This is a genomic window from Tistrella mobilis KA081020-065, from assembly GCF_000264455.2.
GTDB lineage: Bacteria > Pseudomonadota > Alphaproteobacteria > Tistrellales > Tistrellaceae > Tistrella > Tistrella mobilis.
Genome location: NC_017958.1, coordinates 942,700 through 955,845, shown reverse-complemented (window position 1 = coordinate 955,845; position 13,146 = coordinate 942,700). Strand labels below are relative to the sequence as shown.

Genomic DNA, 13,146 nt, shown 5'->3' with positions numbered 1-13,146 from the left:
ACGTGTCGCGGGATGCAACGTCTTACAGTTGCAAGCTGTGTCAGCCGACCGGGAGGGAGGGGGAGCAGGGCGGGCCTGAGACCGGCAGGATCACCCGGGCGGTGGTACCGCTGCCGGGGCTGCTGTCCAGGCGGATATCTCCACCCATCAGCAGGCAGAGTCGTCGGCAGATCGGCAGGCCGAGCCCTGTGCCGCCATAGGTGCGGGCGATCGCGGCATCGGCCTGGATGAAATCCTCGAAAACCCGGGCAAGCTGTGCCTCGGTCATGCCGATGCCGGTGTCGGTGACCGTGATCTCCACCAGATCGCTCCGGCCGTCGACCGAGCCGAGCCGCCGTGCGGCCAGGGTCACGGCGCCACCGCGGGTGAATTTGCAGGCATTGGACAGAAGGTTCAGCACCACCTGCCGCAGCCGGGTGACGTCGCCTTTCAGCGTGCCGATGTCGTTGGGGATATGGGTCTCGAACCGGTTGTCGTTCCTGCGGGCCAGTGGCCGGCAGGTGTGCATCAACTCGCGCAGCAGGCCATGGAGATCCACGTCGTCGACCAGCAGCTCCAGCCGGCCGGCCTCGATCTTGGCCATGTCGAGGATGTCGTCGATCAGCTTCAGCAGATGGGAGCCGGCGTGGTGAATGTCGGCGGCGTATTCGGCATAGCGCTGTGGCGACCGATCGCCCAGCAGCTGATCGCGGATGATTTCGGAAAAGCCCAGGATCGCGTTCAGCGGCGTGCGCAGCTCGTGGCTGACCCGGGCCAGGAATTCAGACTTGGCGGTGTTGGCCCGCTCGGCTTCCAGGCGGGCGGCGATCGCGATCTCGCGGGCGCGGACCGCCACCTCGCGTGCTTCTGCCAACTGCTGGGTCTGGCGTGCCAGATGGTCGCGCGCCATCTTCAGCTCGATCTCGCGCTGCTTGATGTCGGTGATGTCGCTGCGCAGGCCGAAAAAGCCGACGCCCTGCACCCTGACCTCGCGGACCAGATGCCAGCGTCCGGCAGTCAACTGCTCGAAGGGCTGGGGCTGCGGGTTGTGCAGCCGGTGGCGGCGCTTGGCGATATAGGCATCCGGATCGGTCCGGGCCAGCGGATCGAGCACGACACCCGGTGCCACCATGCTGTGGCGGATGACGTCTTCGAAGCTCTGGCCCATCAGCTCCCCGACCGGGGGCATATAGGGGAAGAAATCGCAATAGGCCTGATTGACGAAGGCGACGCGATCATCGGTGTCGTAGATGATCACCGCTTCCGGAATCCGGTTGACCGCCATGCGCAGCAGCCGGTCGGCATGCTGCACGCGGTCTTCCATCGTGTCGTCGAGGGCTTCTCCGTCAGCCATGAGAGAGGGGTCCGGTGGTTCAGGATGACAGACCGGGGATGTGGCACGACCGCGTCACATTTGATCCGTATGCATTGCATGATGGTGCCGCGATCACCATCAGGTTGCAATGTGAGTCGACATTTGCCCTCGCAAAATGCCGTGCCGCAAAAAAACCGCCGATGTGGTGGCATTATGCGATGACCGGACCCTGAAACAACGACGCCCCGGCAGGAAAACCTGCCGGGGCGTGTCGATCGGACATACCGAAGTTGGTCGGAGTGGCAGGATTCGAACCTGCGGCCCCCGCCTCCCGAAGACGGTGCTCTACCAGGCTGAGCTACACTCCGGTGCGTCCGTGGGGCGCCTTATAGCGGGATCCGGCGGCCCCTGCAAGCAGGTTTTCGATCAGAATCCGCGGGCGATGCAGAACGAGATCAGTTCGTCCAGGGTGCGGCGTTCGATCCCGTCTGCGAAGCCCTGCAGCGAGGCGCGGGCGATCTCGCCATAAGTCTCGGCGCGGCGCAGGGTTTCGCCGAAAGCGTCGTGGCGGCGCATCAGTTCGATGGCCTGTTCCAGATCGCCCTCGCGCTGGTCCAGCTCTTCCATGGTCCGGGACCAGAAGGCCCGTTCCTCGGCCGTGCCGCGCTCGTGGGCCACGATCACCGGCAGGGTGATCTTGCCCTCGCGGAAATCGTCGCCGATGGTCTTCCCCAGCGCCGCCTGTTCTGCCGAGTAGTCCAGCAGGTCGTCGGTCAGCTGGAAGATCACGCCCAGCGCCATGCCGTAGCGCGCCAGCGCTTCGATATCCGCAGCCGGACGGTCGGCGACCACCGGGCCGATCTGGCAGGCGGCCTCGAACAGCTTGGCGGTCTTGCTTTCGATGACGCGCAGATAGGCCGCTTCGTCGGTTTCCAGATCGTTGGAGGTGAGCAGCTGCATCACCTCGCCCTCTGCAATCACCGCCGAGGCATCCGACAGGATGCGCAGCACCTCCAGAGAGCCGTCGCGGGTCATCAGCTGAAAGGCGCGGCTGAACAGGAAGTCGCCGACCAGCACGCTGGCCTTATTGCCGAAGACCGCATTGGCGGTGGCCTTGCCGCGCCGCAGCTCGCTTTCGTCCACGACGTCGTCGTGGAGCAGTGTTGCGGTGTGGATGAACTCCACACAGGCTGCGAGGGGAACATGCCGGTCGCCGGCATAGCCGCAGAGCCGGGCCGACATCAGCAGCAGAAGGGGCCTGAGCCGCTTGCCGCCGGACGAGACGATGTGGCCGGCCAGTTGGGGGATGAGCCCCACCTGGCTCTGCATGTTGTCGATGATGACCTGATTGACACGCTTCAGGTCATCTGCCACCAGAGCCTGAAGGGTCGAGAGGACCTCTTGCGAGGAATGTGCGCGCGCATCCACGAGAGAGCAGCCGATCCGTCTTGTTTCAGGGCAACGTTGGAAAAGAGGGCAACGTTGGACCCGGGGCCGGCAGGGCTTGACGCTCCGCACGGCGCTGGGGAGCATATGAAGTGGCGCGCGGCGCGGTCAAGATGCGCAGCGACGCGAGGGGTGGGTATAGTGTGTCGCCGCACATCCTGCCGCGCTCGTGTGCGTTGCACAAGCCGCTGCGCGTCTGTCTGGTGCCCGTCACCGTCTCTTCACTTCGCCCCCTCCCTTCCGCCCCCTCCCTTCCGCGCCCTCCGTTCAGCGCCCTTCGTTCAGCGCCTGGCCGGGAGGCGGCCATGACCTCACCTTCCCGGGATCGCCGCTGATGGATGTCGTATTGCTGACCACCGATCCGGTGCGCCTGTCCTGGGCACGCGCGGTTCTGGCCGCCGAAGGCATCGACAGCCTGGTCTTCGACGAACAGATGAGCCTGGCCGAAGGTTCCATCGGTGCCTTTCCGCGCCGGCTGATGGTGGATGACGCCCTGGCGCCGCGCGCCCGCCGCCTGCTCGACGAGGCGGCGCAGGGGCTGGGGGAGACCGCGCCGATCTCGGCCCCGCCGCGCCGGCCGGCACCGCAGGCCACGGGCGGTCTGGCCGGGCTGGTGGCGCGCATGCTGGGGCCCAGACGGTGAACATGGCGACGCCGATCGATCTTCAGGACAGGCTCACCCGTCATGGCATCGATCCGTCGGCGGTCAGCCTGGATCATCTTCTGGGCCGACGGGTGCAACTCGTTCAGTTCATCCGCGGCTATCGTGCCGCGGTCGACCCGGTGCTGCTGGCCGCCGCCGTGCCGGCGGAACCGGGGCAGCGGGTGCTGGATCTGGGCCTCGGCACCGGGGCGGCAAGTCTTTGCCTCGCCGCCCGTGTGCCCGGGCTCAGACTGGTCGGCGTGGAACGCGATGCCGGTGCGGCCGCGCTTGCGCGGGTGAATGCCGGGCTGGCCGGTGCGGCGCTGACCGTGGTGGAGACGGATGTCGGTGCCCGGCTGCAGGGGCCGGACGATCCGCGGACAGAGCCCTTCGACCATGTTCTGACCAACCCGCCGTTTCTCGAGGAGGTCCGCGCCGATCCGCCGCCGGATCCGGGCCGCCGTGCCGCCCATGTCGAGGGCGGGACCGGCCTCGGCGCCTGGATCGCGGCCGGGCTCAGGCGGCTGAAGCCCGGCGGCAGCTTCACCATCGTCATGCGCGCCGACCGGCTGGCCGAGATCCTGACCGCGCTGGCCGGGCCCGCCGGTGACATCCGCGTTCTGCCGGTGCACACGGTGGACGACGGCCGGCCGGCCGGCCGGGTGATCGTTCAGGCCCGCAAGGGCCGGCGGACGCCGCTCACCCTGCTGGCGCCGCTGGTGCTGGCGGGGGAGGGGCGGGACTGGACACTGCAGGCTGGGGCCGTGCTTGAGGATGCGGCGCCGCTGCCTCTTGCCGCGCCCTCCCGGCGTTGACAGCCGCTGCCCGCCACTCGATATGATCCCCAACCTCTTTATCCGGGAGACATGCCGCCTTGACCGACAAGCCCAGCCGCTTCCGCCGCCTGCTCCGCCTGCTGCCGGTGAAGCGGTTCCGCAATCCGCCGCCGGTCGTGGCCGTGCTGCGGCTCGAGGGCATGATCATGTCCGGCCGCAGCTTTCAGGCGAACCTGTCGTACGAGGCCGTGAAGCCGCTGATCGAGCGCGCCTTCAAGGTGCCCGAGGCGAAGGCGGTGGCGCTGGTGATCAACTCCCCCGGCGGCTCGCCGGCCCAGTCCTCGCTGATCTGGAAGCATATCCGGGCGCGGGCCGCCGAAAAGAAGCTGCCGGTGATCGCCTTCGTCGAGGATGTCGCAGCGAGCGGCGGCTACTGGCTGGCGATGGCCGGCGACGAGATCTTCGTCGACGAAACCTCGATGGTCGGTTCGATCGGCGTGGTGTCGGCCGGCTTCGGCTTCGACCGGGCCATGGCGCGGCTCGGGCTCGACCGCCGGGTCTATACCATGGGCAATTCCAAGATGCGGCTCGATCCGTTCCAGCCCGAGAAGCCCGAGGACATCGCCTGGCTGGGCGGCATCCAGGAGCAGGTGCACCAGCGCTTCATCGAGGTGGTGCGCGAGCGCCGGGGGGAACGGCTCGGGAAAGCCGGCGACACGCCGCTGTTCGAAGGCGATGTCTGGGTCGGCGCCCGGGCCGTGGAACTGGGGCTGGCCGACGGGCTGGGCGATCTGCGCAGCGTGATGCGCAGCCGCTTCGGTGACGAGGTCCGCTTCGCGCAGATCGAAGAGCGCAGCGGCCTGTTCGGCCGGGTCAGGCTGGGGCTGCAGGCCGAGCGCGCCGGTTCGGCCGCCGTCGCCGGGCTGGTCGAACAGGTCGAATCCCGCGCGCTGTGGTCGCGCTACGGACTCTGAGGACACGAGGCCATGCTCAGCCTGTCGAAGATCCTGCTGCTGGTGCTGGTGGTGCTGGCGGTGTTCACCGGGGCGCGTCTGGCGCGGATTTTCGGCCAGCGGCGCGAGACGATTCGCCGCGAAGACCGGCGGGAACCGCGCCATGTGCCGCGCCGCCGCCGGGCCGCGCGCGAGGTGGCCGATGCCGACCGCTGCGCCCGCTGCGGCAGCTTCGTAGTGCCCGGCGCCGGCCCCTGTGGCCGCGCCGACTGTCCGATCGGATGAGACCGATGCATCTGTGGCGTGCATTGAAGACGTTAACTAACCCTTAATCATAGATGCGCCGCCGCATCTCCCCCGGAAACGGGGGGAAGGCGGGGTGGCCCGGCTGCGCACGCATCTTGCGCGAAGCGCGCGATCCTTGACCCTCAACCGGCCGGCGGCTATGTTCGCGCCGCACCAAACGAACCGGTCGGCGGCAGGATTGCCGACACGCATCAGCGGGCTGAGCATGGCGACAGAGCGCAAAGGCGCGCCGTCTTTCCAGGAGATCATTCTCCGTCTCCAGCACTATTGGTCGGAGCGGGGCTGCGTCATCATGCAGCCCTATGACATGGAAGTCGGCGCAGGAACTTTCCATCCGGCCACCACGCTCAGGGCACTCGGCCCCGAGGCCTGGAATGCGGCCTATGTCCAGCCGTCGCGCCGGCCGTCCGACGGTCGTTACGGCGAGAATCCCAACCGGCTGCAGCATTATTACCAGTTCCAGGTGATCATGAAGCCGTCGCCCGAGAACCTGCAGGAGCTGTATCTGGGCAGCCTGGCGGTTCTGGGGATCGACCCGCTGGTCCATGACATCCGCTTCGTCGAGGATGACTGGGAGAGCCCGACCCTCGGCGCCTGGGGGCTTGGCTGGGAAGTCTGGTGCGACGGCATGGAGGTGTCGCAGTTCACCTATTTCCAGCAGGTCGGCGGCATTGAATGCGAGCCGGTCTCGGGTGAGCTGACCTATGGCCTGGAACGCCTGGCGATGTTCATTCAGGGCGTGGAGAACATCTACGACCTGGCCTATAACGACCGCGGCGTGCGCTATGGCGACATCTTCCTCAGGGCGGAGCGCGACTATTCGGCGCACAATTTCGAGCACGCCGACACAGGCATGCTGTTCCGGCACTTCGCCGACGCCGAGGCCGAATGCGCCCGCCTGCTGGCGGCACGTCTGGCCCAGCCGGCCTATGACCAGTGCATCAAGGCCAGCCATCTCTTCAACCTGCTGGACGCGCGCGGCGTGATCAGCGTGACCGAGCGTGCGGCCTATATCGGCCGGGTGCGGGCGCTGGCCAAGGGCTGCTGCGAGGCCTGGATTGCGGGCAGCCCCTCCGTCTCCGCCGCCGGAAAGGCCTGATCCCATGGCCGAACTGCTTCTCGAACTTCTGTCGGAAGAGATCCCCGCCCGCATGCAGGGTCGGGCCGCCGACGATCTGGCGCGCCTGGTGACCGAGCGGCTGACCGCCCAGCGGATCACCTTCGGCCGGGCCGAGGCCTTTTCGACCCCGCGCCGCCTGACCCTGGTGATCCACGATCTGGCCGACGCCCAGCCCGACCGGGCGGAAGAGCGTCGCGGTCCGCGGGTCGGTGCGCCCGAACAGGCGCTGGCGGGGTTCCTCGCCGCCAACAATGCCGATCGCTCGTCACTGATCGAGCGTGAGACGCCCAAGGGCAGTTTCTGGTTCCTCGACGTGTTCGAGGCGGGCCGCCCGACCATCGAGGTGCTGCCCGAGCTGATCGCGGGCGCACTTGGCGATCTGCCCTGGCCCAAATCCATGCGCTGGGGCGCCCATCAGATCCGCTGGGTGCGGCCGCTGCGCTCGATCCTCTGCCTGTTCGGCGGGGCGGTGGTGCCGGTCCGCTTCGGCCATCTGACCGCGGGCAACACCACCCAGGGCCATCGCTTCCTGGCGCCGGCCACGATCGAGGTGCACGACTTCGCCGGCTATCGCGCGGCGCTGGCCGGCGCCCATGTGGTGCTGGATGCGGCCGAGCGGCGGCGGAAGATCGCATCGGACGCCGCGGCACTCGCCTCGGATCTGGGGTTGATGCTGCGCGCCGATGAAGGCCTGCTGGAAGAGGTGGCCGGCCTGGTCGAATGGCCGACCGTGCTCGCCGGCCGCATCGACGATGCCTTCATGGATGTGCCGTCCGAGGTTCTGGTCTCGGCCATGCGCACCCATCAGCGCTATTTCGTCGCCGAGGACGCCCATGGCCGTCTGGCGCCGGTCTTCGTGCTGGTGAGCAATCTCGCCCCCGACGCCGAGGGCGCGAAGGTCATCGTGCACGGCAACGAGCGGGTGCTGCGCGCGCGCCTCGCCGACGCCAAGTTCTTCTGGGACACCGACCGTCAGACCCGCCTGGATGCGCGTCTCGACCGGTTGTCCGCGATCCTGTTCCAGGCGAAGCTCGGCACCGTCGCCGACAAGGCCGGGCGGATCGCGGCGCTGGCCCGGCAGCTGGCGGCCCATGTGCCGGGTGCCGATCCGGCGCTGGCGGAGCGGGCGGGCCGGCTGGCCAAGGCCGATCTCGTCACCGGCATGGTCGGCGAATTCCCCGAGATCCAGGGCATCATGGGGCGCTACTACGCCACCCATGACGGCGAGCCCGCCGAGGTCGCCCAGGCGATCGGTGATCACTATGCGCCGGCCGGTGCGTCGGACGGCGTGCCGACCGCCCCCTTGTCGGTGGCGGTGGCGCTGGCCGACAAGCTCGACACCCTGGCCGGCTTTTTCGCGATCGACGAGAAGCCGACGGGGTCCAAGGATCCGTTCGCGCTGCGCCGCGCGGCGCTCGGCGTGCTGCGCATCCTGATCGAGACCGGCGTGCGTCTGCCGCTCAAGGCGGCGATTTCGGCGGCGGCCGAAGGCTATCGGCCGATCCTGGGCGAGATCGACATCGACCGCCTGCATGGCGATCTGATGGGCTTTTTCGCCGATCGGCTGAAGGTCTTGATGCGCGACCGCGGCGTGCGCCATGATCTGATCGCGGCGACGCTGGCCGGTGTGGATGACGACGATGTCGTTCGGCTGCTGGCGCGCGTGCGGGCCCTGCAGTCGTTCCTGGACGGCGAGGATGGGGCGAACCTGCTGGCGGCGTACCGGCGGGCGAGCAACATCGTGCGTATCGAAGAGAAGAAGGACGGGACGACCTATGGTGGCGACGCCGATGCGGCGCTGCTGGTCGAACCCGAAGAGGTGGCGCTTCACGGCGCCCTCGTGCAGGCGCGGGCGGATATCGCTGCGGCGCTGGCCGGGGAGGAGTACGAGCGGGCGATGACGGCTCTGGCGGGGATCCGGGTGCCGGTCGACGCGTTCTTCGACCGTGTGACGGTCAATTGCGATATGCCGGAGCGTCGGCGCAACCGGCTCCACCTGCTGTCCGAGATCCGGGCGGCGCTGGAAGCCGTGGCCGATTTTTCGAAGATCGAAGGGTGAGTCGACCGATGACCAAGTGGGTGTACAGTTTCGGCCGCAACGGCTCCGAAGGCACCGCTGACATGCGTAATCTTCTCGGCGGCAAGGGTGCCAACCTGGCCGAGATGAGCAATCTGGGCCTGCCGGTTCCGCCCGGTCTGACGATCACCACCGAGGTCTGCACCTATTATTACGCCAACGGCCAGAGCTATCCGGCCGAGCTTGAGGCGCAGGTGTCGGAAGCGCTGGCCAAGGTCGAGACCGAGATGGGCATGCGCTTCGGCGATGCCGAGAACCCTCTGCTGGTATCGGTCCGCTCCGGTGCCCGCGCCTCGATGCCTGGCATGATGGATACGGTGCTGAACCTGGGCCTCAGCCCGGTCACGGTCGAAGGCCTCGCCCGCCGCAGCGGCGACGAGCGCTTCGCCTATGACAGCTATCGTCGCTTCATCCAGATGTATTCCGACGTCGTGCTCGGCGTCGACCACAGCTTCTTCGAGGACCGGCTGGAGGCGCGCAAGGAAGAGCGCGGCTACCATCTTGACACCGAGATGACCGCCGATGACTGGAAGTCGCTGATCGATGACTACAAGGCGATCGTCGAGCGCGAGCTGGGTCGTCCGTTCCCGGATGACCCGCGCGAGCAGCTCTGGGGTGCGATCAGCGCGGTGTTCGGGTCGTGGATGAACCAGCGCGCCAAGACCTATCGCCGCCTGCACAACATCCCCGCCGAATGGGGCACCGCCGTCAACGTGCAGGCAATGGTGTTCGGCAACATGGGCGATGACTGCGCGACCGGCGTGGCCTTCACCCGCAACCCCTCGACCGGTGTCAAGGAGTTCTACGGCGAATTCCTGGTCAACGCCCAGGGCGAGGACGTGGTGGCGGGCATCCGCACTCCGCAGCACCTGACGGTTGCCGGCAAGCAGGCCAACGGATCCTCCGATCCCTCGATGGAAGAGGAGATGCCCGAGGTCTTCGCCGAGCTGGTCACCGTGAAGGACCGGCTGGAGCAGCACTACCGGGATATGCAGGACATCGAGTTCACGGTCCAGCAGGGCCGGCTCTATATGCTGCAGACCCGCAACGGCAAGCGCACCGCTGCCGCCGCGCTCAAGATCGCGGTCGACATGGCGGAAGAGGGGCTGATCACCCACGAGCAGGCCGTGGCCCGCATCGAAGCCCAGGCGCTGGATCAGCTGCTGCACCCGACGCTGGATCCCAAGGCGCCCAAGCAGGTCATCGCCAAGGGGCTGCCGGCCTCTCCCGGTGCCGCGTCGGGCGTGGTGGTCTTCACCGCCGACGAGGCCGAGAAGCGTGCGCAGGGCGGCGAGGACGTCATCCTGGTCCGCATCGAGACCAGCCCCGAAGACATCCACGGCATGCATGCCGCCCGTGGCATCCTGACCGCCCGCGGCGGCATGACCAGCCATGCGGCGGTGGTCGCCCGCGGCATGGGCCGCGCCTGCGTGTCGGGCGCCGGCACCGTGCGCATCGACTATGCGAAGGGTCAGTTCACCGTCGGCGACGTCACCGTCAAGGCGGGTGAGACCATCACCATCGACGGCGGCAAGGGCGAGGTCATGCTCGGCCGCGTGCCGACCATCAAGCCGGACCTGTCGGGCGATTTCGGCACGCTGATGGCCTGGGCGGACGAGATCCGCACCCTCAAGGTCCGCACCAATGCCGAGACCCCGCTGGATGCCGAGACCGCGCGCACCTTCGGTGCCGAGGGCATCGGCCTCTGCCGGACCGAGCACATGTTCTTCAGCGACGACCGCATCATCGCGGTGCGCCAGATGATCCTGTCGGACGATGCCGACGGCCGTCGCGCGGCGCTGGCCAAGCTGCTGCCGATGCAGCGCGGCGACTTCGTCTCGCTGTTCCGGATCATGGCCGGCCTGCCGGTGACGGTGCGCCTGCTCGACCCGCCGCTTCACGAGTTCCTGCCGCACAGCGAGAAGGAAATCGCCGAGGTGGCCGCCGCCTCGGGCATGGACGCGCAGAAGCTGGCCGCCCGCGCCTCGGCCCTGCACGAGAGCAACCCGATGCTGGGTCATCGCGGCTGCCGTCTGGGCATCTCGTATCCCGAGATCTACGAGATGCAGGCCCGCGCGATCCTGGAAGCCGCGGTCGAGGTCTCGGCCGAACTGGGCCAGACCGTGACCCCTGAGATCATGATCCCGCTGGTCGCGACCCGTCGCGAGCTGGAGATCCTGCGCAAGCTGGTCGACGACACGGCGGCCAAGGTCTTTGCCGAGAAGGGCGCGAAGGTCGAATATCTGGTCGGCACCATGATCGAGCTGCCGCGCGCCGCCCTTCAGGCCGCGAAGATCGCCGAGGTGGGCGAGTTCTTCAGCTTCGGCACCAACGACCTGACCCAGACCACCTTCGGCATCAGCCGCGACGATTCGGGCGCCTTCCTCGACAGCTATCGCGAGGCCGGCATCTTCGATCAGGATCCCTTCGTCAGCCTGGACCAGGATGGCGTCGGCGAGCTGGTGAAGATCGCGGCCGAGCGCGGCCGTTCGACCCGCCCCGACATCAAGCTCGGCATCTGCGGCGAGCATGGCGGCGATCCGGCGTCGATCGACTTCTGCCAGCGCGCCGGCCTCGACTACGTCTCGTGCTCGCCCTACCGCGTGCCGATCGCGCGTCTGGCCGCCGCCCAGGCGGCGCTCCGCGCCCGCGGCTGACGGCCGGGACAGCGGCATGACAGGCGGTTCCGACGGGAACAGGATGGAGGCCGGCAGCAGCGCTGCCGGCCTCCGCCGTCTCGACGCCATCCGGGGCGGCGGCAAGCCGGCGCTGGCCCGTGCGCTCGCCGAGCTGGAAAGCCGGGCCGGGCGGCCCGAGACCGCGGCCCTGCTCGATGCCGCGCACGAGGCGCCGGCCGCCCGGGTTCTGGGCATCACCGGCCCGCCCGGCGTCGGCAAATCCTCGCTGCTTTCGGCCCTGATCCGGTCCTATCGCGACCAGGGCCGCAGCGTGGGCGTGATCGCCGTCGACCCGTCGTCGAAGCGTACCAAGGGCGCGCTGCTTGGCGACCGGACCCGCATCCAGACCGATCCTGAAGACCAGGGCGTGTTCATCCGTTCCATGGCCGCCCGCGACCGGCTGGGCGGGCTTGCCGATCTGACCATCGCCGCCACCGTGCTGATGCGCGCGGTGTTCGATGTGGTGCTGGTCGAAACGGTAGGCGTCGGCCAGTCCGAGACCGATGTGGAAGAGGTCGCCGACACGGTGCTGTTCTGCGTCCAGCCCGCCTCGGGAGACAGCCTGCAGTTCATGAAGGCGGGGATCATGGAGATCCCGGATCTGGCGGTGGTGACCAAGGCCGATATCGGGCCTGCGGCGGAACGCGCCCGCACCGATGTCGCAACCGCGCTCAAGGCCGTGGGCCTCAGGGCTGACGGCTGGAAGGTGCCGGTGCTGAAGGTTGCCTCGGCGACGGGCGAGGGGATCGGGGATCTGATCGCCGCCGCCGACCGCCATCACGACTGGATGGTCGCCGAAGACCGGCTGGCGCCGCGGCGCGCGGCCCAGGCCGAAGGCTGGATCGCGTCGTCGCTCAAGGATCGTTTCGGAACCGAGGGTCTGCGCCGCCTGGGCCGCGCGGATGCCGGTGCCCCGGCAGGGCAGGGGCCGTTCCGGCGTCTGGCCGCCGCGGCGGAAGAGCTGACCGCGCGTCTCGACCGCTGACGCGGGCGTGCCGGTCCGGCAGTATAGTCGGGTGATGCATCGCATCAGGACCGCAAGAGGCCGGATCCACCGGCCCGGGGCCCCGGTCCGATCGTGCCGGCGGGCAGAAGGCCCGCCTGGATGGGAGACGTCTGGACGATGACCGCGATCCTTCGCCGCCGCCTTGCCGCGGCCGCCTTCCGCGCCACCACGGCCAGCCTGGCCGCGACGTTGCCCCTGGCACTGCCTGCGGCTCTGACCGTGGCGCTGCCGTTGGGCCTTGCCGGCCCCGCCCGCGCGGCCGGCCTCGACAGCGGCACGGTTGGCCGCTGGCTCGATGCTTCGCAGGCGCTGGAAGCCTGGAGCGATACCCTGCCCGAAGACCGTCGCGAGGCGCTGGACGGGGCCGGCGACCCCGCGGCCATGATGGGAGATATGGCCGACGGACGCATGCTCTCTGCCGCCGTGTCGCGCATGGCCGGCGCGCCCGAGGCGGCGCAGGCGGCGGGCATCGTCTCGAAACACGGCTTCTCGGGCCTCGACGACTGGGCGACCGTCGGCGACCGCGTGATGCAGGCCTATATGGCGATCGAGATGCAGGGCGAGGACGTCCAGGGCCAGCGGGCCGAGATGGAGGCGGCGCGCAGCCAGATCATGAACTCGCCCGACATGACCGCCGAGCAGAAGAAGATGATGCTGCAGATGCTGGGCAATGCCGGGGCGATGATGGACCAGGCCGGCAAGGCCGATCCGGCCGACATCGCCGCGGTGCAGCCGCATCTGGAGCGCATCCGGAGCATGAACGGCACCGAATGACCGGTCCGTGACGGTTCGGGCGGGCTGCTGCCATGCGGGCGGCGGCCCGCGCGGCCTGCCTTCACCGCCCAGC

Annotated in this window: 11 protein-coding genes and 1 tRNA gene; 9 read left to right on the top strand and 3 right to left on the bottom strand. The window is 68.6% G+C overall.

Annotated features, from left to right (window positions below; genetic code table 11):
- Nucleotides 1-40: 40 nt before the first annotated feature.
- The 3 genes from TMO_RS27810 to TMO_RS27800 all read right to left on the bottom strand — a co-directional run bounded on the left by TMO_RS27810 (nucleotide 41) and on the right by TMO_RS27800 (nucleotide 2,722).
- Entirely contained in the window at nucleotides 41-1,333 is a 1,293-nt protein-coding gene (locus TMO_RS27810; protein WP_014748401.1) for a PAS domain-containing sensor histidine kinase, read from the bottom strand.
- Nucleotides 1,334-1,585: 252 nt separating this feature from the next.
- Nucleotides 1,586-1,662: transfer RNA gene (locus tag TMO_RS27805), tRNA-Pro, on the bottom strand.
- 58 nt (nucleotides 1,663-1,720) lie between these two features.
- A complete protein-coding gene (locus tag TMO_RS27800) occupies nucleotides 1,721-2,722 on the bottom strand; it encodes a polyprenyl synthetase family protein (RefSeq protein ID WP_014748400.1) in 1,002 nt (333 codons plus the stop codon).
- Between the two features lie 352 nt (nucleotides 2,723-3,074).
- Between TMO_RS27800 and TMO_RS27795 the strand changes: the two genes are divergently transcribed.
- The 9 genes from TMO_RS27795 to TMO_RS30080 all read left to right on the top strand — a co-directional run bounded on the left by TMO_RS27795 (nucleotide 3,075) and on the right by TMO_RS30080 (nucleotide 13,073).
- Nucleotides 3,075-3,383 carry a DUF2007 domain-containing protein gene (locus TMO_RS27795; RefSeq protein WP_014748399.1) on the top strand — a complete coding sequence of 103 codons (309 nt, stop codon included), beginning with the start codon at nucleotides 3,075-3,077 and terminating at the stop codon, nucleotides 3,381-3,383.
- Nucleotides 3,384-3,385: 2 nt separating this feature from the next.
- Complete coding sequence (locus TMO_RS27790; RefSeq protein ID WP_145978482.1) at nucleotides 3,386-4,198, top strand: tRNA1(Val) (adenine(37)-N6)-methyltransferase; 813 nt, start codon at nucleotides 3,386-3,388, stop codon at nucleotides 4,196-4,198.
- A 59-nt stretch (nucleotides 4,199-4,257) separates the two neighbouring features.
- Nucleotides 4,258-5,133, top strand: a complete 876-nt coding sequence (locus TMO_RS27785; RefSeq protein ID WP_014748397.1) for a S49 family peptidase — start codon at nucleotides 4,258-4,260, stop codon at nucleotides 5,131-5,133.
- A 12-nt stretch (nucleotides 5,134-5,145) separates the two neighbouring features.
- Nucleotides 5,146-5,397: a hypothetical protein gene (locus TMO_RS27780; RefSeq protein ID WP_014748396.1), complete on the top strand. Its 252-nt coding sequence runs from the start codon at nucleotides 5,146-5,148 to the stop codon at nucleotides 5,395-5,397.
- A gap of 226 nt (nucleotides 5,398-5,623) precedes the next feature.
- Nucleotides 5,624-6,517 carry a glycine--tRNA ligase subunit alpha gene (locus TMO_RS27775; protein ID WP_041607673.1) on the top strand — a complete coding sequence of 298 codons (894 nt, stop codon included), beginning with the start codon at nucleotides 5,624-5,626 and terminating at the stop codon, nucleotides 6,515-6,517.
- Nucleotides 6,518-6,521: 4 nt separating this feature from the next.
- The gene (gene glyS, locus TMO_RS27770; protein WP_014748393.1) at nucleotides 6,522-8,597 is read left to right on the top strand and encodes a glycine--tRNA ligase subunit beta; all 2,076 of its coding nucleotides are present in this window, start codon (nucleotides 6,522-6,524) and stop codon (nucleotides 8,595-8,597) included.
- Nucleotides 8,598-8,605: 8 nt separating this feature from the next.
- The gene (ppdK, locus tag TMO_RS27765) at nucleotides 8,606-11,272 is read left to right on the top strand and encodes a pyruvate, phosphate dikinase (protein ID WP_041607672.1); all 2,667 of its coding nucleotides are present in this window, start codon (nucleotides 8,606-8,608) and stop codon (nucleotides 11,270-11,272) included.
- A 43-nt stretch (nucleotides 11,273-11,315) separates the two neighbouring features.
- Nucleotides 11,316-12,278: an ArgK/MeaB family GTPase gene (locus TMO_RS27760; RefSeq protein ID WP_014748391.1), complete on the top strand. Its 963-nt coding sequence runs from the start codon at nucleotides 11,316-11,318 to the stop codon at nucleotides 12,276-12,278.
- Nucleotides 12,279-12,416: 138 nt separating this feature from the next.
- Nucleotides 12,417-13,073: a hypothetical protein gene (locus tag TMO_RS30080; protein ID WP_014748390.1), complete on the top strand. Its 657-nt coding sequence runs from the start codon at nucleotides 12,417-12,419 to the stop codon at nucleotides 13,071-13,073.
- Nucleotides 13,074-13,146: the final 73 nt, after the last annotated feature.

Coding starts and splice junctions, on each gene's coding strand:
- TMO_RS27810 (WP_014748401.1), bottom strand. CDS start 1,333: ATGGCTGACGGAGAAGCCCTCGACGACACGATGGAAGACCGCGTGCAG.
- TMO_RS27795 (WP_014748399.1), top strand. CDS start 3,075: ATGGATGTCGTATTGCTGACCACCGATCCGGTGCGCCTGTCCTGGGCA.
- TMO_RS27790 (WP_145978482.1), top strand. CDS start 3,386: ATGGCGACGCCGATCGATCTTCAGGACAGGCTCACCCGTCATGGCATC.
- TMO_RS27780 (WP_014748396.1), top strand. CDS start 5,146: ATGCTCAGCCTGTCGAAGATCCTGCTGCTGGTGCTGGTGGTGCTGGCG.
- TMO_RS27775 (WP_041607673.1), top strand. CDS start 5,624: ATGGCGACAGAGCGCAAAGGCGCGCCGTCTTTCCAGGAGATCATTCTC.
- glyS (WP_014748393.1), top strand. CDS start 6,522: ATGGCCGAACTGCTTCTCGAACTTCTGTCGGAAGAGATCCCCGCCCGC.
- ppdK (WP_041607672.1), top strand. CDS start 8,606: ATGACCAAGTGGGTGTACAGTTTCGGCCGCAACGGCTCCGAAGGCACC.
- TMO_RS27760 (WP_014748391.1), top strand. CDS start 11,316: ATGGAGGCCGGCAGCAGCGCTGCCGGCCTCCGCCGTCTCGACGCCATC.
- TMO_RS30080 (WP_014748390.1), top strand. CDS start 12,417: ATGACCGCGATCCTTCGCCGCCGCCTTGCCGCGGCCGCCTTCCGCGCC.